This is a genomic window from Streptomyces sp. NPDC026589, assembly GCF_040638385.1.
Classification (GTDB): domain Bacteria; phylum Actinomycetota; class Actinomycetes; order Streptomycetales; family Streptomycetaceae; genus Streptomyces.
Genome location: NZ_JBEZYG010000005.1, coordinates 276,120 through 302,984, shown reverse-complemented (window position 1 = coordinate 302,984; position 26,865 = coordinate 276,120). Strand labels below are relative to the sequence as shown.

The 26,865-nt window shown below is 70.7% G+C and carries 18 protein-coding genes and 1 pseudogene; 8 read left to right on the top strand and 11 right to left on the bottom strand.

Annotated features, from left to right (window positions below):
* Positions 1-35: 35 nt before the first annotated feature.
* The 6 genes from AB0F29_RS11305 to AB0F29_RS11280 all read right to left on the bottom strand — a co-directional run bounded on the left by AB0F29_RS11305 (position 36) and on the right by AB0F29_RS11280 (position 10,317).
* On the bottom strand, positions 36-1,589 hold the full coding sequence (locus AB0F29_RS11305; protein WP_361870399.1) for an NAD(P)/FAD-dependent oxidoreductase: 1,554 nt from the start codon (positions 1,587-1,589) through the stop codon (positions 36-38).
* Entirely contained in the window at positions 1,589-2,317 is a 729-nt protein-coding gene (locus AB0F29_RS11300; RefSeq protein WP_361870098.1) for a class I SAM-dependent methyltransferase, read from the bottom strand. Before AB0F29_RS11300 ends, AB0F29_RS11305 begins: the two co-directional genes overlap by 1 nt.
* Positions 2,314-3,555: a lycopene cyclase family protein gene (locus AB0F29_RS11295; protein WP_361870097.1), complete on the bottom strand. Its 1,242-nt coding sequence runs from the start codon at positions 3,553-3,555 to the stop codon at positions 2,314-2,316. The genes AB0F29_RS11300 and AB0F29_RS11295 overlap by 4 nt, the downstream gene beginning before the upstream one ends.
* A gap of 344 nt (positions 3,556-3,899) precedes the next feature.
* Positions 3,900-6,050: a discoidin domain-containing protein gene (locus AB0F29_RS11290; RefSeq protein ID WP_361870094.1), complete on the bottom strand. Its 2,151-nt coding sequence runs from the start codon at positions 6,048-6,050 to the stop codon at positions 3,900-3,902.
* Between the two features lie 172 nt (positions 6,051-6,222).
* Entirely contained in the window at positions 6,223-8,343 is a 2,121-nt protein-coding gene (locus tag AB0F29_RS11285) for a discoidin domain-containing protein (RefSeq protein ID WP_361870396.1), read from the bottom strand.
* A gap of 450 nt (positions 8,344-8,793) precedes the next feature.
* The gene (locus tag AB0F29_RS11280; protein ID WP_361870092.1) at positions 8,794-10,317 is read right to left on the bottom strand and encodes an alpha/beta hydrolase; all 1,524 of its coding nucleotides are present in this window, start codon (positions 10,315-10,317) and stop codon (positions 8,794-8,796) included.
* A gap of 199 nt (positions 10,318-10,516) precedes the next feature.
* On the opposite strand from AB0F29_RS11280, the gene paaK reads away from it, so the two are divergent.
* From paaK to AB0F29_RS11260, 4 genes are all read left to right on the top strand, one after another.
* Positions 10,517-11,812: a phenylacetate--CoA ligase PaaK gene (paaK, locus tag AB0F29_RS11275; RefSeq protein WP_361870089.1), complete on the top strand. Its 1,296-nt coding sequence runs from the start codon at positions 10,517-10,519 to the stop codon at positions 11,810-11,812.
* 110 nt (positions 11,813-11,922) lie between these two features.
* Positions 11,923-12,801 carry an ABC transporter substrate-binding protein gene (locus AB0F29_RS11270; RefSeq protein ID WP_361870087.1) on the top strand — a complete coding sequence of 293 codons (879 nt, stop codon included), beginning with the start codon at positions 11,923-11,925 and terminating at the stop codon, positions 12,799-12,801.
* Positions 12,798-13,679, top strand: coding sequence for an amino acid ABC transporter permease (locus AB0F29_RS11265; RefSeq protein WP_361870085.1), 882 nt, complete (start codon positions 12,798-12,800; stop codon positions 13,677-13,679). The genes AB0F29_RS11270 and AB0F29_RS11265 overlap by 4 nt, the downstream gene beginning before the upstream one ends.
* A complete protein-coding gene (locus AB0F29_RS11260; protein WP_361870082.1) occupies positions 13,676-14,449 on the top strand; it encodes an amino acid ABC transporter ATP-binding protein in 774 nt (257 codons plus the stop codon). The genes AB0F29_RS11265 and AB0F29_RS11260 overlap by 4 nt, the downstream gene beginning before the upstream one ends.
* Positions 14,450-14,513: 64 nt before the next feature.
* Here the strand turns inward: AB0F29_RS11260 and AB0F29_RS11255 are convergent, their stop codons facing one another.
* Positions 14,514-16,028 carry an acyl-CoA synthetase gene (locus tag AB0F29_RS11255; RefSeq protein ID WP_361870079.1) on the bottom strand — a complete coding sequence of 505 codons (1,515 nt, stop codon included), beginning with the start codon at positions 16,026-16,028 and terminating at the stop codon, positions 14,514-14,516.
* A 158-nt stretch (positions 16,029-16,186) separates the two neighbouring features.
* On the opposite strand from AB0F29_RS11255, the gene AB0F29_RS11250 reads away from it, so the two are divergent.
* Positions 16,187-18,601 carry an acylase gene (locus AB0F29_RS11250; RefSeq protein ID WP_361870077.1) on the top strand — a complete coding sequence of 805 codons (2,415 nt, stop codon included), beginning with the start codon at positions 16,187-16,189 and terminating at the stop codon, positions 18,599-18,601.
* A gap of 138 nt (positions 18,602-18,739) precedes the next feature.
* On the opposite strand, the gene AB0F29_RS11245 is transcribed toward AB0F29_RS11250, so the two are convergent.
* From AB0F29_RS11245 to AB0F29_RS11230, 4 genes and pseudogenes are all read right to left on the bottom strand, one after another.
* Positions 18,740-18,877, bottom strand: coding sequence for a hypothetical protein (locus AB0F29_RS11245; protein WP_361870075.1), 138 nt, complete (start codon positions 18,875-18,877; stop codon positions 18,740-18,742).
* Positions 18,878-18,999: 122 nt separating this feature from the next.
* Complete coding sequence (locus AB0F29_RS11240) at positions 19,000-20,550, bottom strand: acyl-CoA synthetase (RefSeq protein WP_361870072.1); 1,551 nt, start codon at positions 20,548-20,550, stop codon at positions 19,000-19,002.
* Positions 20,547-21,656: a nitronate monooxygenase family protein gene (locus tag AB0F29_RS11235; protein ID WP_361870071.1), complete on the bottom strand. Its 1,110-nt coding sequence runs from the start codon at positions 21,654-21,656 to the stop codon at positions 20,547-20,549. The genes AB0F29_RS11240 and AB0F29_RS11235 overlap by 4 nt, the downstream gene beginning before the upstream one ends.
* A gap of 138 nt (positions 21,657-21,794) precedes the next feature.
* Positions 21,795-21,984 (bottom strand): annotated as a pseudogene (locus tag AB0F29_RS11230) (hypothetical protein); the annotation flags it as partial.
* 1,155 nt (positions 21,985-23,139) lie between these two features.
* On the opposite strand from AB0F29_RS11230, the gene AB0F29_RS11225 reads away from it, so the two are divergent.
* The 3 genes from AB0F29_RS11225 (at position 23,140) to AB0F29_RS11215 (ending at position 26,854) form a co-directional block, all read left to right on the top strand.
* Positions 23,140-23,292: a hypothetical protein gene (locus tag AB0F29_RS11225; RefSeq protein ID WP_361870068.1), complete on the top strand. Its 153-nt coding sequence runs from the start codon at positions 23,140-23,142 to the stop codon at positions 23,290-23,292.
* A 1,583-nt stretch (positions 23,293-24,875) separates the two neighbouring features.
* A complete protein-coding gene (locus tag AB0F29_RS11220; RefSeq protein WP_361870066.1) occupies positions 24,876-25,721 on the top strand; it encodes a 3-hydroxyacyl-CoA dehydrogenase family protein in 846 nt (281 codons plus the stop codon).
* A 68-nt stretch (positions 25,722-25,789) separates the two neighbouring features.
* Entirely contained in the window at positions 25,790-26,854 is a 1,065-nt protein-coding gene (locus tag AB0F29_RS11215; protein WP_361870064.1) for an HAD-IIIC family phosphatase, read from the top strand.
* Positions 26,855-26,865: the final 11 nt, after the last annotated feature.

Below are 26,865 nucleotides of genomic sequence, written 5' to 3'. Positions count from 1 at the left end.
GGCCCCCTTCGGTGGAGCTCCGCTCGGCCCCTCCGTCAGTCGGCCAGCGCGGCGAGCCGACGCAGAACGGCCGACCGCCCGGCGCGCGGGACGGTCCAGAGCGTCTGCCCCCGTACGCCCCAGCGTTCGAGCAGGGCGTTCGCGGCGAGGAATCCGCTGGTGGCCGCGCGTTCCATCAGGGCCACGGGCAGCTCGGTACGGACCATGTCCCCGGCCACGGTGACCGTGGGGTCGGGGCTGCGCACGCCGGGCCGGTCCCGGTAGCCGCCCACGGGGAACATCGGGCAGTCCGCCCGCCATTCGTGGCGCTCGTCCAGGCGGCGGGCGCTCCGGGTCTCCGGATAGACGCGGTGCAGTTGTCTCAGCGCCTCGTCCTGTACGGCGGAACGGTCGGCGTCCGGTGCGACGGCGTACGCGTGCAGCTCGACGACCGATCCCCTCGTGCGCCGGGCCCAGCGGGCGGCCTCTCCCTCCCAGCGGTCGAGGACGCTCACGTTGTCCAGCGGACCGTAGCCGCTGGTGCCCAGGAACCCGGGCCGGTCGTGCGCCACGGGCCGGTCGAGCCAGAGCCGTGAGACCAGGAACGGCGGGGCGGTGCGCAACCGTGCGATACGTGCGCGCCAGTCGGTGTCGCCCAGCTCGGGGGACGCGGCGACGAGGCGGCGCAGGCCGCCGCTGTCCAGGGCCAGGACGAGGGCGTCGTACCGGGTGGTGCGGTCGTCCGTGGTGAGGTCCAGCCCGCCGCCGGGCAGGGGGCGGACCCGCCGGAGCGGTGTCCGTGTCCGTACGTCGACGCCGTGGACCTCCAGGTAGCGGTGCAGCGGTTCCCACAGGGCCCTGGGGAACGGTTCGCCCGGCACGTCGAAGAGCAGGCCCTCGCTGGAGCCGAGGAAGTAGATGTGGAACATCAGAGCCAGTTCGGCGGCCGACAGTTCACGCGGGTCGGCGAAGAAGCTGCGGGAGAAGACCTCGAACGCCAGGTGGTGGGCGGCTTCCGGGAAGCGGATGCGGTGGAGGAAGTCGGTGGCGCTGATCCCGTCGAGCCGTTCGTAGACCTCGGGCACCCGCACGTCCAGCAGCCCGACCGCCGCCCGCGGATTCATCCGGATCAGGTCCCGCAGGCCGAATGTGGGGCTGAGAGCGACGAACCCCATGGCGCTGAGCGGAGGCGTGCGCGGCACCCGGGCGAAGCTGTCCCGCAGGCCGGAGCTGTGCCACAGCGGATAGTCGGGCAGCCGGGTCAGGGAACCGAGCTCCGGGTCGACCCGACGCAGAAGTCCGCGGAGGTTGTAGTACTGGCGGAAGAACGCGTGGAAACCGCGGCTCATCGTCACCGCGGTGCCGTCGGCGAGCTCGGTGGGCCACCCCGACAACCTCCCGCCCAGGCCCGGTTCGCGCTCGTAGAGGGTGACGCGCACGCCGCGTTCCGCGAGAAGGGTGGCCGCCGCGATCCCCGCGATGCCGCCGCCGACGACCGCCACCGCGGGAGCGTGCCCCGTGAACCGGGCGCGGCCGGCCGGTGCCGGCACGACTGCCGCCTGCCGGTCCCGGCCGTGCTGGTGTCCCCTGCCGCTGTCCCGCGGGAACATCACGCCCGTACCCCCGGCACGACTGCGGTGCGACCGACGAAGGTGTGGGTGATCCCGGTCTGCCAGCCGGGCAGCGGGAGGACGCGTACGTCGGCGAAGCCGGCCCGGCGCAGCCGCTGGGCGAACGCGGGAGCCGTGTCGAACCGCGTGACACTGTCCCGGAGGTGTCGGTAGAGGCCGGCGTCCCCGGCGAGCCGGCCGGCGGGCTGGATGATCAGCGAGCAGACCGCGCTCCACACCGCACGGTGGACGGGGGATCCGCCGAGCGTGTACTCGTGGACGGCGAGGCGGCCGCCCGGTACGAGCAGGCCGCGCACCAGGTCGAGGGCCTCGTCGGGGTCGGTGAGGTTGCGGAAGAGGTAACCGGCGAACACCGCGTCGAAGGAACCGGCTTCCAGCCGTCCGGCCAGCTCCTCGACCCGGAGGTGCGCGAAGTCGACGCCCCGCGGCCAGCTCTTGGCCGTCGCGCGGTCCAGCATGCCCGCGGACGCGTCGACTCCCGTGATCCGGGCGCGCGGGGCGACAGCGAGAAGCGCGGCTGTGGAAGCGCCCGTTCCGCACCCCAGGTCGAGCACGCGCAGCCCGCTTCCCTCCTCCAGCAGGCCCAGTCGGCGTGCGGAGCGGCGCAGGTGCGCGTGGTAGCCGGGGCTGGCCGAGACGAGGCGGTCGTAGGCGGTGGAGCCGTGGTCGAAGGCCTCGGACAGCGCGTCACCGCGCAACAGGGTCATGGGGTGCTCCCTTCGTGGGCGGTCGGTGCGGGGGAAGACGGAGCCGCTGAGCGTTCACGCCGGGTTCTGAAGGGGAGTTCGAAGACGGTCCGCAGCATGGGGACGATCGGTGTCCGCAGGCCGATGAGCAGATCCTCGCGCAGCTGCGAACGGCCGTCCATGAAGCTCAGCAGCCGCTCGCCGGGAACGCCGCGGAAGAGGCGGGTGAAGAAGTCCGCGCCGTCCACCCTGCCGCTGTCCAGGGCCCGCAGCAGCACGGCGTCCATCAGCCGCGCCCGACGCCCGTACGGGGCGGGCATACGCAGCGGGCGTCCGGAGCGCAACTGATCGGCGACGGCACGGCTCTGTCGCTGCACGGCCGCGAAGGTGTAGCCGGTCGACGGGCGGGTCGCGCCTCCGGCGGTGCCGATGCGATACACCGAGCGCCCCGGCTTGTGCGGGAAGCGGCCGTCCGTCATGGGGATGACACCGTGCTCCTGCGCCGTGACCTGGAGCGGCCCGAGCCGCAACACGTCGTGGGTGTAGTGGCGCAGGGCTCGCCGGTAGCCGTCGGTGTCCAGCGGGGCAGGGGAGAACTCGGTGTACTCGACCAGCGCGGTGTGCGGGTCCAGCGGCAGGACATAGCCGAACGAGAGCCCGCGAGCGGGCTGCGGCGTACGGAAGTCCATCAGGTCCGCGGTCCCGGGATCGAACACGGGACGCTCGGTGCGGACGAACCAGCCGGTGAAATGCTGGAGCAGCGTCGTGCGAGCGGGGGGCAGGGGGCGGGGCGGCCGGGAGTCGAAGACGAGACGGCCGCGCACGAGGACCCGTTCACCGTACGCGGTCCGGGTCAGGACCTCGCCGCCGACACCGGACGGGTCGTCGCGTACGGCACTCGCGATCGTCTCCATCCGGCACAGGTCCGGTGCACGGGACAACCGTTCCTCGACCAGTGCCTCGAAGGCGTCCGAGCGCAGCATCTTGTAGCGCAGCCGCGGGAGCCGGGCCACGGTAGGGGCCCCGTCGGCCGCCCGGACGCGCAGCCGGGGCCAGGAAGCGGCCAGGACCGGATCGTAGGGCCCGCCCGGCGGCCCCCAGAAGCACCAGGTCCGCGGGGGCGCTCTCAGAGGCCCCGGCGGGGCGTCGACGAGGGCGACCGACAGAGGTACGTCGCTGCCCGGTGCGCAGAGGTGGTACGCCAGGCTCATCCCGGCCGCACCCGCTCCCACGATCACGACGTCGAAGTCAGCGGGCACGGCGTTCCTCTCGGTCGGACGGGTACGAACCCTCGTGGGGCGAGCGGGGCCGACGTCCTTCACATCGAAACGCCGGGCGGGCCGGGTGCCAGGCGACCGTATCCCGCGGTGCCCTCCCCCACCCGGCATGCTCGGCCGCGCCCACCTGAGTGGCGGTAAGGCCTGGCCGGGGAACGGCAGGCTTCGTTGCCCCCGGCCGGGCCTTCCACGGGCGATCGCGAGCACCTTGCCGTGGTGTCCCCGACACCCCGGCCCCGCACCACCCGTCTGACCGCCGACGCCCTGCTGAAACCTGCGTGGAATGGGGGCCGCTCACGCCGGAACGGCCCCCTGGACGGCCCCGATCAGCTGTAGACGCCGAACTCGTGCAGTGAGTAGCCCCAGCCAGTGCCGCGGGCGGTGAGCTGAATCCGCACGTGGCGGGCCGTTTCGGTCAGAGCGATGGTGTCGACGTCACCATTGCCCGTCGTCGTGGTGTGGACCGTGCGCCAGCCGTTGCCGTCGTCCGAGACCTGGACCTCGTAGGACTTGGCGTAGGCCGGGTCCCACACCAGTTGCAGGTTGCGGACCGGCATCCGCGCACCGAGGTCGACCGCTATCCACTGCGGGTCGCTCCAGTCGCTGGCCCACCGGGTGTCGGCCCTCCCGTCCGTGGCGCGCTCCGGCGGGCAGGGGCAGTCACCGTACGAGGCCTGCGAGCTGGACGCCGTGGTGGGCTTGCCGAGAGCGACATTGGTGCCGGTCATCGGCGGCGCGACGACCTTGACCGACTTGGTCTCGATGCCCGCGTTGCCCTTCCCGTCCTCGGACTGGATGTAGACCTTCCACACGCCGAGCTTCTCGGGAGCGGTGACCGCGAAGGTGCCGTCGCCCGTGGACCTGAACTGCGCCGGGACGAGCCGCTTGTCGCCGTTGGCGTAGTTGCCGCTGAGGAAGATCTTGTTGGTGAGCTGGTCGCCCTCGGGGTCGCGGATGCCCGCGCGGACGGTGAACTCCTTGCCCGCCGGGGCGGACGCGGCCGGCGCCACCGTCATGTCGGTGATGACCGGCGGCAGGTTGTCACCGGCGTTGGAGCCCGTGTACGCCTTCTTCACCGAGTAGTACGACAGCCGCTTGAGACCGTCGGGGATCAGGTTGAACCACACCCCGCCGAAGTCGTGCTCCAGGCCGTAGTGGAAGAGGGTCGCGCCCAGGGCCACGCCCCGGTGTCCGGTGACGCAGTCCCAGGCCTTGGTGTAGCCGTCGCGCTTCTGCACGTCGGTCGGCTCGTCGGGAACACCGTTGGCGTCGTCGGGCACCTCCCACTCACCCGCGGGGCCGCTCTCGGTGATGATGTAGGGCTTGGTGTAGCCCCCCTCCTCCCAGTCCTGCTGGACCCCGCACGTGTCGCCGTAGGCGTTCATCGAGTACAGGTCGAGGTCGGGTGCGTTGCGCTTGTAGTACGGCCAGGCGCCGGTCCACGCGTCGGTGGAGGTCACCGGGTGGTCGGCGTCGAGGGAGTGGATCTTCTTGGCCGCGTCGTTGACGAACGTCGTGTAGGCGTTGCGCTGGGCTTCCAGCTCCGCGCCGCTGTAGCAGTTCTGGAGGCCGAGGACGGACTCGTTCCCGACGTTCCACATGAGGGTCGCGGGGTGGTTCTTGTAGGTCTCGACCCACTTGGCGATCTCGGTGAGCATGGTCGACTTGTACGCGGTGTCGGTGACGTAGTCGGCGCAGCCGCCGCTGCCGGGGCCGCCGCCGGGCTGGAGCCAGAAGCCGTTCATGACCCGCAGGCCGTTCGCGGCGGCCGCGTCGAGAAGCGGCTTGGTGCCGGCGTCCGTGCCCCAGGTGCGGACGGTGTTGACGCCCATCGACTTCAGGTCGGGCATGTACTTCGGAGCGTCCGCCATGGACGGGCCCCAGGTGAGGCCCTTGACGGTGTACGGCTGTCCGCCGACGGTGAGCTGCCACGCGCCCTGGGAGCCGGTGACCTTGACGGCCCCGCCGGGCGGTGGGTCGGTGGTGCCCTGGGAGCCGTAGACCTGGAACTCCCAGAGGGAGTAGCCGTATCCACCGGGGCGCGCGGTGCCGAGCATCCGGACGTAGCGGCCGGAGCCGGCGAGGGCGAGGTCGTCGGTGCCGCCGTCGCCGTCGGTGACCTTCTTCAGGGTGGTCCAGTCGGTGCCGTTGTCGCTGGCCTGGATCTCGTAGGCCTTGCCGTAGGCGCCCTCCCAGGTCAGTACGGCCCGGCTCAGGTCTGACCTTTTGCCGAGGTCGATCCGGATCCACTGGGGGTCGGACCACTGGCTGGACCAGCGGGTGCCGGTGAGGTCGCCGTCGACGGCCTGTGCGGCGGAGAGGCCGGCGCCCTCGTTCGAGGAGGCGGTGGCGGCCTTGCCCTGGGAGATCAGGGGATCGGCGGCGCGCGCCTCGGTCGGCGCGGCGATGAGCGTGAGGGAGGAGGCGAACAGTGCGCCGAGGGTCAGGGTGAGAGCGGGTCTGCGCAGGGACAGCATGGCGGCTCCTGAGGAGGATGGGGGAACACGGGCGGCCGCCGTCGGGGAGGACGGCGGCCGTCCGCAGGAGAGTGGGTCGGCGGATGAGCCCTCACCGCGAGGGATCCCCCGGGCCGACGGTCGGGACCGGCCCGGGGTCGTCCACCGCGGGTGGTTCACCGCGGTGGACGGATCAGGGGAAGGAGACCAGGGTGGACGGCACGGTCGTGGTGCCGGCCGGGACCGTGGAGGCTCCGGTGTTGTTGATGACGTGGTTGTAGTGGCCCATTCCGCCGAGCGACACCACCAGCAGGCTGTGGAACTTCACGCCCGGCTTCACCGGGGCCTTGAAGCCGTGGTCCTGGCGGATGGTCGAATCGACGTTGTAGTTGCAGTAGCTGCCCATCCCCCAGCCCTCGTGGACGTCGACGGAGTCGTCGACGCGGTAGGCGGCGTAGCCCTTCGTGTCGCCGTTCTGGATGGCTGCCTGGTTGGGTGCGTCGTACGCCTTCTCGTTCTGGTAGAAGATCGTCCGGCCGCGCTCGCCGTACCACTCGACGTCGTTCTTGTTGAAGTGTTCGACGAACAGGCCGGTGGCGAGCACGTCGTCGCCGTACACCCGGACCCCGTAGTCGGCGCGGTTGGTCTCCCAGCCGACGCCCTCGCCGTGGTCGGCGCGCCACACCCAGGTGTGGTCGATGATCACGTCGTCGCTGTGGACGGCGATGGAGGTGGTGGCCTTGCCGGCGCCCGCGCCGCCGATGCGGACGTAGACGTCCTGGACGGTGGTGGGGTTGGCTGCGTGGTCCGCGGAGGAGTTCTGCGGGCCGACCTCCAGCAGGGTCGGGGAGTTGACCGTACCGGCGTCGATCAGGAAGCCGGCGAGCTTGACTCCGTCGACGTCGGCGACCTTCATCGCGGTGACGCCGCCGTCAGGGATGATCGTCGCGAGACCGAGGCCGAGGACGACCGTGTCCGCGCGGTTGACGTTGATGGGCTGGTCGACGTGGTAGATGCCGGGGGTGAAGAGGAGGTTGAGGCCCTGCGACAGCGCCTGGTTGATGGTGGCCGCGGTCGCGCCCTCCTTGACGACGTAGAACTTGTCCAGGCCGATCGAGGTGCCCTGCGGGGTGCCGTTCCAGGAGACGCCGCGGGCGTTGGTGCGCTTCTCGGGGACGAAGACCTTGTACGTGTTGCCGTCCAGGTACAGGAACGGCTTCTCACGGGAGATCGGGGTGTTCTGCAGGGTGGTGTAGCGGGGCTCGGGGAACGCGTTGGCGGGCGCGCCTTCGACGCCCGAGAACGTCTGGTTCCAGACGGAGTTGGACCAGCCGCCGATCGAGCTGTCGCGGGTGTACCACTGCTGCTGGGAGTAGTTGCCGACCTGGCCGTCCACCTTGGAGTCGGCGATGTAGCCGCCGCTGGCCCAGCCGTAGCCGTTCGGGGCCAGGTTGAGCCCGCCCTTGACGTGCATGCGGCGGAAGGAGGCGGCCTGCGAGACGGCCCAGCGGTTGGTGCCGCTGACCGGGTTCACCGCCAGGTTCTCGGCCGAGCGCCAGAAGTTCTGCGTCGCGTTGCCGTTGAACCAGCCCGCGTCGACGGTCACGTCACCGTTGATGGTGGTGTCGTCGGGCTTGAGGCCGAGGCCGGAGATCGAGGTGTAGAAGCCGATCTCGGCGTTCAGGTTGTTGTAGGTGCCGGGCTTGAAGAGGAACTGGTGCCGGCCGTTGCCGAAGTGCGCCGCCTCCTGCTCGTCGAAGACCTGGTCCAGTTTGGCCTGGATGTCGGGCGTGGAGGGGTCGAAGACGTGCACGTTCGGGCCGAGGTCGCCGCCGCCGGGCAGCTGCGGGCCGTCGGTGCCGCCGGACTCGCCGTAGACCTTGAACTCCCAGAGGGAGAACCCGTACTGGGTGCCGCGTTCGGTACCGTTCACTCGGACGTAGCGGGCTTCGCCACTGATGTTCAGGGTGTCGGTGCCACCGTCGCCGCCGGTGGTCTGGTAAGCGGTCGACCAGTCGGAGCCGTTGGCCGACAGCTCGACGCGGTAGCTCTTGCCGTAGGCCGCTTCCCAGTCCAGGACGACCTGGCTCAGCTTCGTTCTCGCGCCGAGGTCGACGCGTATCCACTGCGGATCGGAGGCGGCGCTGGACCAACGGGTGGTGGCGTTCCCGTCGACGGCCGCAGTGGCCGGGGTGCCGTAGTTCTCCTGACTGGAGGCGGTGACCGGCTTGCCCTGGGACAGCAGGACGGGTGCGGCCTCGGCCCTCGCGGCGGGAACGAAGGAAAGAAGGGTGGCGGCCAGGGCGATGACCATCCCGGCGACCACGCCGCGGGAGGCCGGTCTGGGGGTGCGACGGTGGCCGGGGCCGTGAGGCACCGGGGCCGCTGGGGATATGCCAGCTGCGGGCATGCGGGGGCTCCTAGAGATCGAACAGAGAGATGAGAGAGCGCTCTCCCGGAACCTTGCCCGTCGCGTCAGTCGCGGTCAAGAATCCTGACGCGACTTTCCTTTCGTCTTGTATTAAGTCCTTGCCTCTGCGGGGCCCTGACTCCCGATCAGGCCGCGCACCAAGGAGGCGACCGGCCGCCCCGATGCGCCGTCCGGGGCCGCGCCGCACAGCGGAAGGCTCAGCTCCCCGGCCTTTCATCCGCCTGACCGTGTCGGCGAACCGTCCTGCGGCCGCCGTCGTACAACCGGTCGGGCGGAATGCCCCTGTGGCATGGCGACGGGCCGTGCCGGATTCGGGGATGGGTGGCGGTCGGGTCAGGCGAGCCCGAACGACCGGATCGCCGCGAGGAACTCCTCGGGCCGTTCCGTGTGGATCAGGTGCCCGGCGTCGATGGTGGCCAGCTCGGCGTCCGGTATCTCCCGGACCAACTGCGCGAGATGCCCCTGGTCGATGTGGCTGGTGGGGCCGCCCCCGATGACGAGGGTGGGCGCGGTGATCTCCGGGAACCGTCTCCGGACGGCCGGGTCGGGGTCGTTCAGCTGGACGTCGATGTCGGGGACGACGGGCCAGTCGAAGTCGAGCGTGCCCTCCGGGCGGACGGAGGGCGGCCGGGGCGGGTCGAGCGGGTGGAGGGGCGGTGCGTCCTCGATGACCAGCCGTCCGATCAGGCCCGGTTCCCGCTGGGCCAGGAGGTAGGCGGCCACCCCGCCCATGGAGTGCCCGACGACGGTCGCGCCGGCCAGGTCGCGGGCCTCCAGGAAGGCGTGCAGGTCGTCGCGGAACATCTCGAAGCAGTAGCGGCCGGGCCAGTCGCTCAGCCCGTGGCCCCGGAAATCGGGGGCGTACACACGGTGGTCGGCGGCCAGGTCCTCCGCGATCCGGGTCCAGGTCACGCTGGAGCCCGCCCGGCCGTGCAGCAGGACGACGGGCGGGGACGGCTCCTCGCCCCACACCCGGTACGCCAGCCGGACCCCGCCCGCCTGCACCGTACGGATGTCGGGGTCGAGGAAGGCCTCCACCGTACGGGCGAAGGCTCCCGGGTCGTCCAGCCACGGGAAGTGCCCGGCGCCCCGCTGGACGACGAACGCGGCGCCCGGGAAGAGCGCGGCGAGCTCCGTGGCCCGGTCCGGGCTCGGGTGGCCGTCGTACTCCCCGGCGAGAACGAGAACCGGCACGTTCAGGGCGCGCAGGGCCCCGGCGGTGGCGGCCGGATCGAAGGCCCCTTCTCCGGCGTAGATGCCGCGCGCCGCCGCGTTGGTCTGCCCGGCGGAGGCCTCGGCGTGAGCGCGGGCCGTCGCGTCCCAGCGGCCGTAGGTGAGGGGCCGGACGGCGGGCCACAGCTCGGCGAACGGTCCACCGGCGAGCAGCGCCTCCTGGGCGGCCCTGGCCTCGGCGTACCAGGGCTCGTCGTGCCGCAGCTCGGCGGCCTCGCGCAGGTCCTGGTCGCTGATCTCGATGCCCACGGCCCGGGTGCTGGGCGTGACGAGGGTCAGGGTGCGCAGCCGGTCCGGGTGGCGGGCCGCGTACAGCAGGGCCAGGTCGGCCCCGGCGGAATGCGCCAGTACGTCGATCCGGTCGAGGTCCAGGTGTTCGCGCAGTGCCTCCACGTCGTCGACGAGGCGGTCGCAGCGGTACGTCGAGGGGTCATCGGGCACACCGGCGTCGCCGCTGCCGCGGAGGTCCAGCAGGACGAGCTGCCGCCGGGCGCCGAGCCCGCCGAGGTCACCGAGATACGCGCTCGCCCGCATCGGCCCGCCGGGCAGGCAGATCAGCGGCGCTCCCTCCCCCACCAGGTGATAGGCGAGCAGGGTCGTGTCGTACGCGGAGAAGATCGGCATGCTCCCATCCAAACAGGAAGCCGTGAGCGGACGCACCGGACTTCGCCGCGGGCCGATACGCCGCGAACGCCGCGCGCCTCTTGCCAGCACCCCCGGCCGCCTGAATTACTGCTCTCAGGAAGATCGACCGAATGATCGGTCGACCCCTTGCGGCCTGTCTGTGACTTCTCGGTCGCCTGTTCCGGAGGGAAGGGGCCTGATGACGGCCATGCTGGACGCGGCGGAACGGCTCGGCCGTGGCGAACTGGAGGCCCTGCAACTGGAGCGGCTCCGGTCCACGCTGCACCACGCGTACGACAACGTCCCCTTCTACCGGAACGCCTTCGACAGCGCGGGGCTTCGGCCCGACGACTGCCGGGCGCTCGCCGATCTGGTCCGGTTTCCGTTCACGGTGAAGGCGGATCTGCGGGACAACTACCCGTTCGGGATGTTCGCGGTGCCGGAGCACGAGGTGCGCAGGATCCACGCCTCCAGCGGCACGACGGGGCGTCCGACGGTCGTCGGTTACACCGAACGGGACCTGGACACCTGGGCGGACGTGGTGGCCCGTTCGATCCGGGCGGCGGGCGGGCGGCCCGGCCACAAGGTGCACGTGGCGTACGGATACGGGCTGTTCACCGGCGGGCTCGGGGCGCACTACGGGGCGGAGCGACTCGGCTGCACCGTGATCCCGGCTTCCGGGGGCATGACCGCGCGCCAGGTCCGGTTGATCCAGGACTTCCGGCCGGAGATCATCATGATCACGCCGTCGTACATGCTGACGCTGCTGGACGAGTTCGAGCGGCAGGGCGTCGATCCGCGTTCGACGTCCCTGCGGGTCGGGATCTTCGGCGCGGAGCCGTGGACCGAGGGGATGCGGCGGGAGATCGAGGACCGGTTCGCCATCGACGCGGTCGACATATACGGGCTCTCCGAGGTGATGGGCCCGGGGGTCGCGCAGGAGTGCGTGGAGACGAAGGACGGGCTGCACATCTGGGAGGACCACTTCTATCCGGAGGTCGTGGACCCGTTCACCGGTGAGCTGTTGCCGGACGGCGAGGAGGGGGAGCTGGTCTTCACCTCGCTGACCAAGGAGGCGATGCCGGTGATCCGCTATCGCACCCGGGATCTGACGCGGCTGCTGCCGGGGACGGCGCGGACGTTCCGCCGGATGGAGAAGGTCACCGGCCGCAGCGACGACATGGTGATCCTGCGCGGGGTGAACCTCTTCCCCACCCAGATCGAGGAGATCGTGCTGCGTACGCCGGCCGTCGCCCCGCACTTCCAACTGCGGCTGACCCGGCACGGGCGGCTCGACGCGCTGACGGTCTTCGCGGAGGCGCGGGCGGACGCGACGACCGACGAACGGGAGAAGGCCGCGCGGGCCATAGCGGCGGCGGTGAAGGACGGCGTCGGGGTGTCGGTGAGCGTCGAGATCGTGGATCCGGAGTCGCTGGAACGCTCGGTGGGCAAGATCCGGCGGATCGTGGATCTGCGGGAGCCCGGCACGGGCTGAGACAGCGCCGGTGACCGGCGTGTTCACACCACCGCAACACCCGTTCCCACGATGCGGACAGCTGCCGGGAAGTCTCGACAGGGAGGGCCGGGCACTGCCAGTCTCCCGCTATGCGTCTCGCCAACCGGCCCCTGGTCGCCGCCCTCTGCTCCGCCGTCGCCCTCCTGGCCGCCCTCACGGGCTGTGCCCCGCAAGCGGAGGAGGAGGCACCCGACCGGGCCGCCGGTGCGACGGCGTCCTGCGCCCCCGGCAAGCTCGCCACCCAGGTGTCCGGCAAGCTGACCGTGGGCACCGACAAGCCCGCGTACGCCCCCTGGTTCTCCGACGACGAACCGTCCAACGGGAAGGGCTTCGAGTCGGCGGTGGCGTACGCCGTGGCGAAGCGGCTCGGCTACGGCCGCGACGCGGTGGTGTGGCAGCACACACCGTTCAACAGCGCGTTCGCGCCCGGCGCGAAGAAGTTCGACTTCGACATCAACCAGGTCTCCATCAGTGAGGAGCGGAAGAGGGCCGTCGCCTTCTCCTCCGGCTACTACGACGTGCGCCAGGCCGTCGTCGCGCTGAAGTCGTCGAAGGCCGAGAAGGCGACGCGGGTGGCCGACCTCAAGGACGTGAAGCTCGGCGCGCAGGTGGGCACCACCAGCCTCGACTTCATCACCGACCTGGTGAAGCCGAGTGAGAAGCCCGCCGTCTACCAGCGCAACGACTTCGCCAAATCGGCGCTGAAGACCGGTCAGGTGGACGCCATCGTCGTGGACCTGCCGACCGCCTTCTACATCACCGGGGCCGAGGTGCCCGAGGCCGAGGTGGTGGGCCAGTTCGCCGCGCCCGCCGGTGATCCCGAGCAGTTCGGTCTGGTCCTGGACCGGGAGAGCACGATCACCTCCTGTGTCAGCGGTGCGGTGGACGCCCTGCGGGAGGACGGCACGCTCGCGGCCCTGGAGAAGAAGTGGCTCTCCGAGGCCGTCGACGCGCCGGTGCTCAAGTGACCCTGTACAAGACGCCGGCCGTCCACGAGGACGGCTACGTCCCCTCCGAGCGCCGGATCGCCCGCGAGCGGTACCGGCGGGCCCGCACCCGGCGGGCCACCGCGATCGCCGCGACCAGCACCCTGGTGACGGGCGCGGTGTTGTTCCTGCTGATCACAGGCTCACCCGGCTGGACCCGTACCAAGGAGACGTTCTTCAGCGCCCATTACGCGCGCGTCGCCTTCCCGCAGGTCATGGAGGGGCTGTGGCTGAATCTCCGGCTGCTCGCTGTGTGCGGTGCGGCCGTCCTGGTGTTCGGCCTGCTGCTGGCGGTGGCGCGCACCCTGCGCGGGCCGGTGTTCTTCCCCGTGCGGGCCCTGGCCACCGTGTACACCGACTTCTTCCGGGGGCTGCCGCTCATCATCTGCCTGCTGATGGTGGTGTTCGGGGTGCCCGCCCTGCGGCTGGAGGGGGTGACCACCGATCCGGTGCTGCTGGGCGGCGGCGCGCTGGTGCTGACCTATTCGGCGTACGTCGCCGAGGTCTTCCGGGCCGGCATCGAATCCGTGCATCCCTCGCAGCGGGCGGCGGCACGTTCTCTGGGGCTGAGCGGCGGGCAGGCGCTCCGCTTCGTGGTGCTGCCGCAGGCGGTGCGGCGGGTGGTGCCGCCGCTGCTGAACGACCTGGTGTCGCTCCAGAAGGACACCGGGCTCGTCTCCATCGCCGGGGCGGTGGACGCCGTGTACGCGGCGCAGATCATCGCGAGCAAGGACTTCAACTACACCCCGTACGTCGTCGCGGGTCTGGTCTTCGTGGCGTTGACCATCCCGATGACCCGGCTCACCGACTGGGTGACGGCCCGGATGGACCGGCGGCGGGCCCAGGGAGGGATCGTATGAGCGTGACACCGGCCCCGGAAGCAGCCTCTCCGGTACTGCGGATGGAGGCGGTCCGCAAGTCGTTCGGGGCGTCGCCGGTACTGCGGGACGTCGACCTGGAGGTCGCCCCGCACACGGTGACCGCCCTGATCGGCGCTTCGGGGTCCGGGAAGTCGACCCTGTTGCGCTGCGCCAATCTCCTGGAGGAGATCGACGACGGGGCCATCTGGCTGGAGGGCGAGGAGATCACGGACCCCCGGGCCGACGCGGACGCGGTGCGCCGCCGGATCGGCGTGGTGTTCCAGGCGTACAACCTCTTCCCTCATCTGACCGTCCTGCAGAACATCACGCTGGCCCCGCGCCGCGTCCACGGGCTCTCCCGGCCCCGGGCCGAGGCGGAGGCCCGTGAGCTGCTGGAGCGGCTGGGGCTCGGGGCGAAGGCGGACGAGTACCCGGACCGGCTCAGCGGCGGTCAGCAGCAGCGGGCCGCGATCGTCCGGGCGCTGGCGGTACGCCCCCGGCTGCTCCTCCTGGACGAGGTCACGGCCGCCCTGGATCCGGAACTGGTGGGCGAGGTGCTGGGTCTCGTACGGGAGGTGAAGGAGGACGGCATGACGATGGTCATCGCCACCCACGAGATGGCGTTCGCGCGCGAGGTCGCCGACCAGGTGTGCTTCCTGGACGCCGGGGTGGTACTGGAACGCGGCACGCCCGAGGAGGTGTTCGGCGCACCCCGCCAGGAGCGCACCCAGCGGTTCCTGCGGCGGATCGTGGAGGCGGGGCGGCTGTAGCGGCCGGTTCGGGAGATCGGATCGCCGGCTTCAGGACGCGGCCCGTTCGAGGAAACGGCCGGTCTCAGGAAGGACGGTCCGAGCCCAGTTCGTCCCGCAGTCGCCTCTTGAGGATCTTTCCGCTGGCGTTACGCGGGAGCGACTCCACGAACACGACGCGCTTGGGCGCCTTGAAAGCGGTGAGCTTCTCGCGGGCGTGGGCGATGAGTTCGCTCTCGCCCGCCTCGCCGCGCAGGACGACGACGGCGGTGACGGCCTCGATCCAGCGGTCGTCGGGGAGGCCGATGACCGCGGTCTCGGCGACGGCGGGGTGGGTGTAGAGGGCGTCCTCGACCTGGCGGGAGGCGACCAGGACGCCGCCGGAGTTGATGACGTCCTTGACCCGGTCGACGACGGTGAGGAAGCCCTCGGCGTCGCGGACGGCGAGGTCGCCGGAGTGGAACCAGCCGTCGCGGAAGGCATCCGCCGTCTCCTCGGGCTTGTCCCAGTAACCGGAACACAGTTGGGGCGACCGGTAGACGACCTCGCCCGCGGTGCCGTCGGGGACGTCCTCGCCCTTCTCGTCGACGACCCGGGCCTCCACGAAGAGAACCGGCCGGCCGCAGGACTCTATCCGGCCCTCGTGCTCGTCGGGGCCCAGCACGGTGGCCAGAGGGCCGATCTCGCTCTGGCCGAAGCAGTTGTAGAAGGCCAGGTGCGGAAGGCGTCTCCGCAGTCGCTCGAGGACGGGCACGGGCATGATCGAGGCCCCGTAGAACGCCTTGCGCAGACCGGCGAGGTCGCGGGCGGCGAACTCCGGGTGATTGGCGAGGCCGATCCAGACCGTGGGCGGGGCGAACAGGCTGTCGGCCTCCCCCGCTTCCACGAGGTCGAAGATCGTGGCGGCGTCCGGCGCGTCCAGGATGGTGTTCTCCGCGCCGACCGCCAGATACGGCAGCAGGAACACGTGCATCTGGGCCGAGTGGTAGAGCGGCAGGGAGTGCACGGGCCGGTCCGCGGCGTCGAGGCCGAGCGCGGTGATCGCGCTGACGTACTCGTGGACCAGGGCCCCGTGCGTCATCATCGCGCCCTTGGGCAGCGCGGTGGTCCCGGAGGTGTACAGCAGTTGCACCAGGTCGTCGGAGGCGGGCGGGCGCTGCGGGGTGAAGACCCGTTCCGTCCCCAGGGCGTCGAGCAGCGAACCGGGGGCGTCGCGCAGCGCGCGCACCGGGAGTCCGGCGGGGAGCCGCGCGGCGAGGTCCGGGTCGGTCAGGACGAGGGAGGAGCCGGACTGGTCGAGGAGGTAGGTCAGGTCGTCGCCGGTGAGGTTCTGGTTGACCGGTACGTGGACGAGACCGGCCCGTGCGCAGGCGAGGAAGCCGATCAGATAGACGTCGGAGTTGTGCGCGTAGGCGGCCACCCGGTCGCCGGGGGCGAGAGCGTGCTCCTCGGTGAGGACGGCGGCGGCCGTGGAGACGGCGGAGTCCAGGGAGCGGTAGGTCCAGGCCCGGCCGGCGTACCGCACGGCGGTCCGGTCGGGGGTGCGGCGGGCGCTGCGGGTGAGGACGCCGTCGACTGTGCTGCTGCGTACACCTGTCATGGCGTGATCCTGTGCGTCCCGGCCCCCGGGGGTCAAGAGGCCGGATACCGACCGGACGGTTGACAGCTTCCGGGGCTCCCTGGCTGAGTGACGCTTGGCCGTCCGGGTGTTCCGGACCGGTCGCGCCCGTGCCACCCGCACCGCTGGGAGGAAACACCTTGACGTTACGCAACCGTCTGAGACTGCTCGGGGTCGCCGGTCTCGCCCTGTTCACGGTGTCGGCGTCGCTGCCGCCGGCCGCCGCGTCCGGGGCCCACGAGACGCGGCGCCCGTCCGGGGGCGGCCTCTCCGCCGTCATCCGGTACACGGAGTACGGCATTCCGCACATCGTGGCGAAGGACTACGCGCGGCTCGGCTTCGGCACCGGCTGGGCGCAGGCCGCCGACCAGGTGTGCACGCTGGCGGACGGCTTCCTCACGGTGCGCGGGGAGCGGTCGAGGTTCTTCGGCCCGGACGCCGCCACGGACTACTCCCTCTCCTCGGCGGCGACGAACCTCTCCAGCGACCTGTACTTCCGGGGCGTCCGGGACAGCGGCACGGTGGAGAAGCTGCTCAAGGAGCCCGCGCCCGCCGGCCCGAGCCGGGACGTCAAGGAGACGATGCGCGGGTTCGCCGCCGGGTACAACGCGTGGATCGCGCAGAACCGGATCACCGACCCGGCCTGCCGGGGCGCGTCCTGGGTGCGCCCGGTGACGGCGCTGGACGTGGCGGCGCGCGGCTACGCGCTGGCGGTGCTCGGCGGCCAGGGGCGCGGGATCGACGGCATCACGGCCGCGCGGCCGCCGACCGCCGCTCCCCCGGCGGCCGGGGTCACGCCCGAGGAGGCGGCGAGGGCGGCGGAACGGCTGCTGTCGACGCGGAACGCGGACATGGGGTCCAACGCGGTGGCCTTCGACGGCTCCACCACGGTGAACGGGCGCGGGCTGCTGCTCGGCAACCCGCACTACCCGTGGCAGGGCGGACGCCGCTTCTGGCAGGCGCAGCAGACGATCCCCGGCGAGCTGAACGTGTCGGGCGCGTCCCTGCTGGGCTCGACGACGATCTCGATCGGGCACAACGCCGATGTGGCGTGGAGCCATACGGTCGCCACGGGCGTCACCCTGAACCTGCATCAGCTCGACCTCGATCCGGCCGACCCGACCGCCTATCTGGTGGACGGCAGGCGGGAGCGGATGACGAAGCGGACGGTGAGCGTCCCGGTGAAGGGCGCGGCCGACGTGACCCGCACCCAGTGGTGGACCCGCTACGGGCCGGTGGTCACCTCGTTGGGCGGGGAGCTGCCACTGCCGTGGACGGCGAGCACGGCGTACGCGCTGAACGATCCGAACGCGACGAACATGCGGATGGCGGACACCGGGCTGGGCTTCGGCAAGGCCCGTTCCACGGGTGATGTCGAACGTGCGCTGCACCGGTCGCAGGGCATGCCGTGGGTGAACACGATCGCGGCGGACCGGGAGGGTCACTCGTTCTTCGCCCAGTCGCAGGTGCTGCCGAGGATCACGGACGAGCTGGCGGAGCGCTGCTCCACCCCGCTGGGCCGGGCGACCTATCCCGCGTCCGGTCTCGCGGTGCTGGACGGTTCGAGGGCGGACTGCGCGCTGGGCAGCGACCCGGACGCGGTGCGGCCGGGGATCTTCGGCCCGGGGCGGATGCCGGTGCTCAAGGACCAGCCGTACGTGGAGAACTCCAACGACAGCGCGTGGCTGACGAACGCGGAGCGGCCGCTGACCGGGTACGAGCGGGTCTTCGGCACGATCGCCAAGCCCCGGTCGATGCGGACGCGCGGCGCGGTCGAGGACGTCGCGTCGATGGCGGACCGGGGCCGGCTCCGGGTCGGCGACCTTCAGCGGCAGCAGTTCGCCAACCGTGCGCCTGCCGGGGATCTGGCCGCCTCCGAGGCGGCCAAGTGGTGTGCGGCGCTGCCGGGCGGCACGGCCGTGGGCTCCGACGGAACACCGGTCGACGTGTCGGCGGCCTGCCGGGTGTTGCGGCGCTGGGACCGGACCATGGACAGCGACAGCCGGGGCGCGCTGCTCTTCGACCGGTTCTGGCGGAAGGCGTCGGCGGCGCGCGCCGCCGAACTGTGGAGGACGCCGTTCGATCCGGCCGACCCGGTGCGCACTCCGCGCGACCTGAACACGGCCGCGCCCGCCCTGGGCAGGGCCCTGGCGGACGCCGTGGCGGAGCTGCGGACGGCGGACATCGCGCTGGACGCGCCGCTGGGCGAGCACCAGTTCGTCGTACGGAACGGCAAGCGGCTCCCGATCGGCGGCGGGACGGAGTCGCTGGGCGTCTGGAACAAGACCGAGCCGCGGTGGAACGCGGCGGGAGGCGGCTACACGGAGGTGTCGTCGGGCTCCAGCTACATCCAGGCGGTCGGCTGGGACGACAGTCGCTGCCCGGTGGCCCGGACGCTGCTGACGTACTCCCAGTCGGAGAACCCGAAGTCACCGCATTTCAGCGACCAGACCCGGCTGTACGCCGGTGAGCGCTGGGTGACGTCCCGGTTCTGCGAGAAGGACATCGCGCGCTCGCCGGCTCTGCGGGTGGTGCGGGTGCACGAGCGGCGGTAGCGCGGTGGGTGCGCCCGTCCGCCGTGCGAGGGGCGTCCGCCTCGGCCGCGGGCGCCCCCTCTCACCGACGTGTCGTGACCATGCGCGCGACGCGTCACGCTCCGCTGAGCCGTCTGCCGCGAAGGCGGCGGGTGGCCGTCACGTCATGCCGAAGAACCGTGTCCCCCAGGTGGGCCGTGCGTCGTAGCGCTCAAGTGCGCTGGGCCCCTCGTAGTCGCTCTCCAGCAGTTCCTCGGGGACGCTCACGTAGCCGAGTTCCTCCAGCGCCCGTTCCACGGTGGCGAGGTCGGCGGGGTCCAGCGCCCCCTGCTCCCGGGCGTCTTCCGTACCGAGGAAGGCCCCCGGGTTGTTGATACGGCAACGGGCCCGCGAGGGCGGGCCCTCGCGGACCCGTTGCTCTACAGGGGGCGTCGGCGCCCCTCCCAGTACGGTTCGCGCAGCCGCCGTTTGTAGAGCTTGCCGTTGGGGTCGCGGGGCATCGCGGCGATGAAGTCGAGGCTCCGGGGCCGTTTGTACCCGGCGAGCCGCTCCTCGCAGTGGGCGAGGATCGCGGCGGCGAGCGCTGGTGACGGCTCGTGCCCCTCGGCCGGTTCGACGACCGCCTTGACCTCCTCGCCCCGGTCGGTGTGCGGGATGCCGAAGGCGGCGGCGTCCGCGACGGCGGGGTGGGTGAGCAGGGCCGACTCGATCTCGGCGGGGTAGATGTTGACCCCGCCCGCGATGATCATGTCGATCTTGCGGTCGCGGAGGAAGAGGTAGCCGTCCTCGTCCAGCACGCCGAGGTCGCCGACGGTGAAGAAGTCGCCGATGCGGTTGGTGCGGGTCTTGGTCTCGTCCTTGTGGTAGCTGAAGCCGCCGGTGCTCATCTTCATGTAGACGGTGCCCAGTTCGCCCGCCGGGAGCCGGCTTCCGTCGTCGTCGAAGACGGCCAGTTCGCTGATCGGCCAGGCCTTGCCGACGGTGCCCGGCTTCTTCAGCCAGTCCTCGGCGGTGGCGAACGCTCCCCCGCCCTCGCTCGCCGCGTAGTACTCCTCGACGCAGTGCCCCCACCAGTCGATCATGGCGCGTTTGACGTGGTCGGGGCAGGGGGCCGCCCCGTGGATGGCGTGCCGCATGGAGGAGACGTCGTAGCGGGCCCTCACCTCGTCGGGCAGCGCGAGCAGCCGGTGGAACTGCGTGGGCACCATGTGGGTGTGCGTGCAGCGGTGGGCGTCGACGAGGCGCAGCATCTCCTCGGGCGACCAGCCGTCCATCAGGACCAGCGGGTGGCCGATGTGGAGTGCCGCGCCCGCGAACTGGAGCACGGCAGTGTGGTACAGCGGTGAGCAGACCAGGTGCACGTTGTCGTCGAACGGGCGGATGCCGAAGATGCCGAGGAACCCGCCGAGATAGGTCTCCTCGGGGCGTCTGCCGGGCAGGGGGCGTCTGATGCCGCGCGGGCGGCCCGTGGTGCCCGAGGTGTAGTTCATGACCCAGCCGAGAGTGCGGTCCTCGGGCGGGGTGGCCGGGTGGCCTTCGAGGAGTTCGGCGTAGGGGCGGCAGCCGGGGACCGTGCCGACGCCGTAGCGGTGGGTCGCGGGCAGTTCCGCCTCGTCGGCGGCGGCCGTCGCGGTGGCCGCGAAGCGTTCGTGGGCGACCAGGACACGGGCCCCCGAGTCGGCGACGATCCAGGCGATCTCGGGGCCGACGAGGTGGTGGTTGACCGGGACGAGGTAGAAGCCGGCCTGCGAGGCGGCGAGGTGGGCGGTGAGGAGTTCGACGCCGTTGGGCAGCACGACGGCGAAGGCGTCGCCCTCCCGCAGTCCGGCCGCGCGCAGTCCGTGGACCATGCGGTTGGCGTCGGCGTGGAGCCGGCCCGCGCTCCACGCCTCGCCGTCGGGGGCGATCAGGACGGTGCGGTCGGGGTCGGCGGCGGCCTGGGCCCAGAAGCCGTTGGGCGGCTGGTTCACGTGGCGCTCCTTCCGGCGATGCGGTTCATGCGGGTGACGGCCCGTTCGAAGCCACGGGTCAGGTCGTCGACGACGGCCTGAACACTGCGTTCGCTGGTCATCCGTCCGACGATCTGTCCGACGGGTGTGCCCAGCAGCTCGTCGACCTCGTACTTCTGGATCCGGGAGACGGCGTCGGCGACCAGCAGCCCCTGGAGTGGCATGGGCAGGGTGCCGGGTCCTGCCGCGTCGTCCCAGGCGTCGGTCCACGCGGTACGGAGCTGGCGCGCGGGTTTCCCCGTGAGGGCGCGCGAGCGGACGGTGTCGCCTGAGCCCGCGGCCAGGAGTTTGGCGGTCAGGGCCGGGGAGTGCAGGTCGGCCTCCTCTGTGGTGAGCCAGAGGGAGCCGAGCCAGACGCCCTGCGCGCCGAGGGCGATCCCGGCGGCGGCCTGTTCGCCGCTGCCGATGCCTCCGGCGGCGAGCACGGGCAGGGGGGCGACGGCCTCGACGACTTCGGGGACCAGCACCATGGAGCCGATCTCGCCGGTGTGGCCGCCCGCTTCGTACCCCTGGGCGACGACGACGTCGATGCCCGCCTCCGCGTGCCGCCGGGCGTGCCGGGCGCTGCCGGCCAGGGCGGCGACGAGGACCCCGTGGTCGTGGGCCCGCTCGACGACGTCGGCGGGCGGGGAACCGAGGGCGTTGGCGAGGAGTCTGATCGGGTAGTCGAAGGCCACGTCGAGCTGGTTCCGGGCGACCTCCTCCATCCAGCCGGTGATGCGCCAGCCGGACGCCTCCCCCGCCGCCAGTTCGGGCACGCCGTGGCGAGCCAGGAGCTCCTGCACGAATCCCCGGTGCTCGGCCGGGATCATCGCCTCGACGTCCGCCTCGGTGACGCCCTCGACCTTCTTGGCCGGCATGACGACGTCGAGGCCGTAGGGCTTGCCGTCGGCGAGGTCGTGCAGGCGGTCCAGGTCGCGCGCGAGATCCTCGGGAGCGGTGTAACGCACCGCTCCGAGCACACCGAAGCCACCGGCTCTGGTGATGGCCGCGGCGACCTCGGGGAACGGCGTGAAGCCGAAGATGGCGTGCTCGATTCCCAGTTGGCGGCTCAGTTCCGTCTCCATGGGCGGCAGGATGCCGCAGCGGGGCGGCCGAGGGAAGGCTTTTTCTGATGCGGCGTCAGATTCTTTGCGGGCGGCCGGGACACACCCGGGAGGGCGGGGGTGACGGTAATCTCTGCGGCGCTGCGGCAGGGAATTTCAGATGTGGTCGCCGGGCAGCCTCAGGTCACCCTCCAGGTCGAGCGGGGTCTTGGCCTCGATGCAGGGCTCGCCCCTCTCGTTGCGAGTGGCGGTAGATCTCGGACGGCGGGGCGGCGGGCAGCCGGCCGGCCGCCGCGCCCCGAAAGGCGCCGGCGAGCTGCCCGTACCCCTCGGCGATGTGGAACGTCCCCCGCGAACGCCTGCCGGGGGTGCAAACTGTCCGGCGCGCGCGAGGAACGTGGCGGCGACCAGGCCGTTGTGGCCGCCGTGGACGATCACGGCGTCGGACCGGTCCCGGGAGGGTGCGCCGGGTCCGGAGCCCGCTCGGGCAACGTGCTGACCCGCGGGTGTCCGGGGGTGCGGGTGTCTGGGGTGCGGGCATGCGCCTTCGTAACACGCCGCCGTCCGCCCCTGCCAGAGGTGGCGGGACGGACGCGCCGGGGGCAGGCAAGCGGGCCGGGCGGGAGCGCGCACGGGTGACGCGGGCGCGCGGGCGGAGGCACGGGCCCTTGGGCGGATCAGCGCGGCGGCACACCGCTGTTCGCATGCGGTGGGCCGACGAACCGGGCCTCCTGTCGGGCGCCTGGCCTCCTCGTCGGACGTCGGGCCTTCTCGTCGGACGTCGGGTCTTCTCGTCGGACGTCGGGTCTTCTCGTCGGGCGTCGCGGGCGGGCCGCGTTCCGCCCGCGGTGGGAGCCGGCCGGAGAGCGTCCGGCGTTCCGCGTGGATCAGCGACCGGCGTCCGCCGACCGTCCGAGCCCCCGCCAGGCAGTGCGCCTCGTCGTCGCGGGCCGCCGGCGTCTCGGGGTGGTCGGGGCCCAGCACCCGGCCGTAGGAGGAACGCCTTGACGCTTACGCAACCATCTGAGACTGCTCGGGGTACGGGGTCCGCTCCCCAGCCCTTCGGCCGCCTGCGGGGCGCGTGGAACGGTGGCCACACAGCGGAAGCCGGTGTCGTCGTCCTTCATGGTGGCGTTGGCGGTGTCGCGGAGGAGGGGAAGGGAGCGGCGCGGTGGAAGGGGGAAGTGTAGGCCGACGCTTTGAGTGCGAAGCGCCCGGGTTCTGCTCCGGTGGAGCACCATTCCCAGGTGTTGGAGATGGATCGCCATCCCGACGGCGCCGCGCTCCACCAGATCCTGATGATCCCGACCACCTGATCACCCAGGCTCCGAGGGCAAGGTCTACGTCCAAGTACAGGACTTCCAGATCGGGTTCTGGGTCCTCATCGACGATGGTTGCCTGAACATGAGCAACTTCCAGCGCGAGGAGGCGGCCCGGCAGCTCACGCAGCGCGAGGTGTTGGCCGCACCACCCGTTCCCCGGCTGTCCTGCGCACGAGCGCGAGGTGCGCTGCGCGAAGGAGACGAAGCAACTGCCCCAGTCGGTGAAGGACCGGGCGGGGCAGCGGATCGGGCCCGTGGTGTCCGTACACGACGCCTCACACGACTGGCACCGCTCCCGGGCGTGCAAGCTGACCGGCCAGGGCGGGGTCCGCTGAAGTGTCCCACCGTCGGCGAAGATATTCACCCGCGAGACCAGCGCCCACGCCGTGTGGCGGGCCGTACACGCGTAGACCGGCCTGCTGTGTGCCCTGCTCCACGAAACCGGCGAACTCGATCGCGGCGACCGAGGGGAAGCCGAAGAAGCCCTGAGAGCCGCGGCCGACAGCATGAAATGCACCTGGGCCGCGCCGGGAGCCGGCTCACCAGAGATGAGCAGCAGCTGATCCGCGACCACGCGGCCAGCTGCGCCGCATCGGACCGGTACCCCCCGGCTGCGTCCACGGCCTGAATCAGCCGAGAACCTGACTGGGGTCGGGGACCACCGGTCCCGAGCGGCACGCGCTGCGTTGTCTGACCGCGCTGGACGCGATCAGTCGGAAGACCTCTTGATCCCGACCGCCGGGTCTAACGGACCACCCGTGACCGTTCGTGCTGGATGGAGCGTCAGAACTCCCATCGTCGCAGGTCAGCGGGCGTTTCTTCCGCTTCCCGGCCCACAGGACGGCCGTCGCACGGTGAATCCGGGCGGAACAGCTCCAGCTGGTCTCATTTGGTGAGTCGGCGGCGGCGGAAGAAGGCGGCGGCGAGACCGATGAAGGCGAGGAAGCGTTCGGGCTCGCGTTCGTCGCGTCGGTGCAGGTGGCGGGATTCGGTCGGCCTGGTGACGCAGTCATAGCCAGGTCTGCGTGGAACTGGACCAGTCGCCAGAGGTGTCGCCCGCGCCGCGAGCGGATCGGCGGGATGCCCTGCCTCTTCGGCTTGAGTGTCGGGGCGTCGTGGGAGGTTGGCGCCGGTGATGCCCAGCGACACGGGTGGACCGGTGCGTTCGGCGGCGGATGGGTTTCCGAGTCGATCGCGCACCGCGACGCGACCGGTCCGGCTCGCCGGGGGCGCCGAGATCGTCCCGGACAGGCCGTTGCAGCTTGGCCCAGACCCCCCTGGACCACTCGGAGAAATCGGTGGTGGGCGGTCGGTCCGGACGCCCCGAACACCGACGTCACCGCCCGCTGGAAACGCTCCCATAACTCGTCCGGCACCACCCGTTCCATCACTTCCATGTCTCATCGCGAAGCGACGAGGACGCCAAATGAGATCAGCCCGGGCTAAGCGGAATCCAGTCCTACCCTTGCCCCAACCTTTACGTTGTGCTTCTGTTCGTCTTGGCTGTCGCGGACAATGAGAGTGAGAGAGGGGCCTCGTTGTCGTGCGGTTGCGGCAACTACGCGACCGGACGCGGCTCAGCAGCTAAGGGGGAACTATGAGGACATATGACACGACGCCAAGTGCGCCGAATGCCGGTGCGCGCGTCCTTCATAACCGCGAAGTCGGCGAAGAACTATTACTGGTCCGTCGGCAACGGCGTTGCTGTACCACGTGAACTCGATGGCCAGATGAAATAGCCCGGTGCGGCACTGGCAGTCGTAGTCTCCAGCTGGCCGGAAAAACGGGGAAGTGCCCGAATGCTGCCGGGCCTGCATCCCCGTTCCGTTGCGCGGAACAATAAACTCCTCTTGAGATAACCAGTGCGGCGCCTCAGAGACATGCGCGCTGCCGAGTGGCCCGTGGAGTGGTGAGGAAAATGTCGACAGTTGCAGTGATCGGCGCGGGTGTGATGGGCAAGGATGTAGCCATTACCTGCGCTGCCCACGGATACGATGTCGTCCTGGTGGATCGGGACGACGGTGTTGTTGCCGCGGCGCCTCAGCAGATGCGGAAGTCGTTACGCCGGTATCGGATGATGTCGCCGGCGGTGGCCGGCTGGGACTCGTCGGAGGTCCTGGGCCGCATCCGTGTGACTACCGACGACGCCGCTCTCGACGAGGTGGACTGGGTCGTCGAGAACATCGTGGAGAACGTCGCCGCCAAGGAGCAGGTGTACAGCCGTCTCCGTGAGGTGTGCCGGGAGGACGCGCAGGTCGCAGTCAACACCAGCTGCATCTCGATCACCAGGATCGCTGCGCTCATGCCGCGGCCGGACCTCGTCGTCGGCATGCACTTCATGAACCCGGTGCCGCTGATCGGGGGCGTCGAGGTGATTCGCGGTGTGCACACCTCCGACCAGACGGTGAAGGCGGCTGAATCATTCGCCGCCACGATGGGCAAGCAGGCGATTGTCGTCAACGACTCACCTGGATTCGTGTCCAATCGCTTGTCCCACCTGTTCATGAATGAGGCAGCCTTTCTCGTCCAGGACTCGGTGGCTGGGCCCGAACAGATCGATGCCGTTTTCACCCTCGGCTATGGGCATGCGATGGGCCCACTGGCCACTGCCGATCTCATCGGACTGGACACCGTCGTCGACTCCCTGGCCGTGCTCTACGACGAATTCCAGGACTCGAAGTTCAGGTGCTGCCCACTGCTGAAGAAAATGGTCGCCGCAGGGCGGCTCGGACGTAAGAGCGGACAGGGATTCTATACCTACTGATTTTTGTGCCGTACCGATGAACCGAAATTTCAGGTGGTTATGTGAATACGACACGTCCGGGGTGTGAAATGACGCAGTCAATCGCCGACCAGTCGACTGAGGCGGTGACGGCAGCCAAGTGCGTCGTATGGGATCTCGACGATACACTTTGGCATGGCACATTGGCTGACGGCGACGACGTAGTACTCAAAGACGGGGTGGCCGAAATCGTCCGGACCCTCGATGCGCGCGGGATCCTGCAATCGATCGCGAGTAAGAACAACCATGACGATGCGGTGCGAAAGCTGAACGATTTCGGTATCGCCGAGTACTTTCTGCGCCCGCAGATCAACTGGAACAGCAAGTCCAGTTCGATCGCCGCGATCCGGGAGCAATTGAACATCGGTATCGACACCATCATGTTCGTCGACGACCAGGCCTACGAGCGTGACGAGGTGGCGTTCGTCCATCCCCGGGTGGAGACCGTCGACGCGGCGGAGTACCGCAGCCTGGCATCGGCCCCCAGGCTGACGCCGGCCGTGGTGACCGACGACGCGCGGCGACGGCGACTGATGTACCTGGAGGACGAGGCGCGTGCCGAATCGGAGGGGGGGTACCAGGGGCCGCGGGAGGATTTCCTGCGCAGCCTCGACATGGTGTTCTCGATTTCCCGGGCTACCGAGGAGGACCTGGCGCGGCTGGAGGAACTGACCCGGCGGACCAACCAGCTGAACTCGACCGGCGTCCACTATTCGTACGACGACCTCGAGCGACTGCTCGACGATTCCGGACACGACCTGTGGGTGTGCGAGCTGGTCGACCGCTACGGTTCCTACGGCAAGATCGGCATGGCGCTGGTCGCGAAGGACGACCACCGCTGGACGATCAAGATGTTGCTGATGTCCTGCCGGACCGTGTCCAAGGGCGTCGGGACCGTACTGCTGTCCGCGTTGATCCAGCGCGCCTCCGAGCAGGGCGTCCGCCTGTTCGCCGACTTCCGTCGCACCGACCGGAACCGCCAGATGCTGCTGACCTACCAGCTGGCGAACTTCCAGGTCGTGTCCTCCGACGGCGCGAACTACCTGTACGAGAACGATCTCAGTGTCCACCAGGAATACCCCGACTACATCGTGGTCAACATCGATGCCGAGTGAGGCGGTCAACG

Bases quoted from the DNA above. Each gene is read 5' to 3' on its own strand.
- AB0F29_RS11305 (WP_361870399.1), bottom strand. From the start codon at position 1,589: ATGTTCCCGCGGGACAGCGGCAGGGGACACCAGCACGGCCGGGACCGG.
- AB0F29_RS11300 (WP_361870098.1), bottom strand. From the start codon at position 2,317: ATGACCCTGTTGCGCGGTGACGCGCTGTCCGAGGCCTTCGACCACGGC.
- AB0F29_RS11290 (WP_361870094.1), bottom strand. From the start codon at position 6,050: ATGCTGTCCCTGCGCAGACCCGCTCTCACCCTGACCCTCGGCGCACTG.
- AB0F29_RS11285 (WP_361870396.1), bottom strand. From the start codon at position 8,343: ATGGTCATCGCCCTGGCCGCCACCCTTCTTTCCTTCGTTCCCGCCGCG.
- AB0F29_RS11280 (WP_361870092.1), bottom strand. From the start codon at position 10,317: ATGCCGATCTTCTCCGCGTACGACACGACCCTGCTCGCCTATCACCTG.
- paaK (WP_361870089.1), top strand. From the start codon at position 10,517: ATGACGGCCATGCTGGACGCGGCGGAACGGCTCGGCCGTGGCGAACTG.
- AB0F29_RS11270 (WP_361870087.1), top strand. From the start codon at position 11,923: ATGCGTCTCGCCAACCGGCCCCTGGTCGCCGCCCTCTGCTCCGCCGTC.
- AB0F29_RS11260 (WP_361870082.1), top strand. From the start codon at position 13,676: ATGAGCGTGACACCGGCCCCGGAAGCAGCCTCTCCGGTACTGCGGATG.
- AB0F29_RS11255 (WP_361870079.1), bottom strand. From the start codon at position 16,028: ATGACAGGTGTACGCAGCAGCACAGTCGACGGCGTCCTCACCCGCAGC.
- AB0F29_RS11235 (WP_361870071.1), bottom strand. From the start codon at position 21,656: ATGGAGACGGAACTGAGCCGCCAACTGGGAATCGAGCACGCCATCTTC.
- AB0F29_RS11220 (WP_361870066.1), top strand. From the start codon at position 24,876: ATGTCGACAGTTGCAGTGATCGGCGCGGGTGTGATGGGCAAGGATGTA.
- AB0F29_RS11215 (WP_361870064.1), top strand. From the start codon at position 25,790: ATGACGCAGTCAATCGCCGACCAGTCGACTGAGGCGGTGACGGCAGCC.